This window comes from Thermomonas alba (genome assembly GCF_022419205.1).
GTDB lineage: Bacteria > Pseudomonadota > Gammaproteobacteria > Xanthomonadales > Xanthomonadaceae > Thermomonas > Thermomonas alba.
This window is the reverse complement of record NZ_JAJOZU010000038.1, coordinates 1-603: the sequence shown is the minus strand read 5'-3', so window position 1 is coordinate 603 and position 603 is coordinate 1. Positions and strand designations below refer to the sequence as shown.

Below are 603 nucleotides of genomic sequence, written 5' to 3'. Positions count from 1 at the left end.
GGCAGCGCGACCAACTGCGCGGCGACGCGCTGGGCGCCGCGGCCCTGGCGGCGCTGGCGGCCATCCTGTGCGGGCTGGTAATCACGCCCATCGTCATGCACCTGTCGCGCGACAACGAGCGCAAGGCGCAGGAAGTGCTGGCCTCGCACGTGGCGATGATGGAGGCGCTCGGCCGCGCCATTGCCAAGCGCGACTCCGACACCGGCGCGCACAACTACCGCGTGGCCTGGATCGCCGCGCGGCTGGGCGAGACGCTGGGCCTGCGCGACGACGCCATGCGCGCGCTCATCATCGGCAGCTTCCTGCACGACGTCGGCAAGATCGGCATCCCCGACCGCATCCTGCTCAAGCCCGGCCGCCTCGACGACGACGAGATGCGCGTCATGCGCACCCACGTCGCGCTGGGCGAGGAGATCGTCGCCGACATCCCCTGGCTGGCCGCCGCCGCCCAGGTGGTCGCGTGCCACCACGAGAAGTGGGACGGCAGCGGCTACCCGCACGGCTTGCGGGGCGAGGCGATCAGCGCCGAGGCGCGCATCGTGGCCGTCGCGGACGTGTTCGACGCGCTGACCAGCGCGCGCCCGTACAAGCCGGCCTGGCCGC

At 73.1% G+C, this 603-nt stretch carries 1 protein-coding gene; it reads left to right on the top strand.

The annotated features are described in order from the left end of the window. The coding region (locus ML342_RS11625; protein WP_240127183.1) for an HD-GYP domain-containing protein at positions 1-603 on the top strand (603 nt) is incomplete at both ends.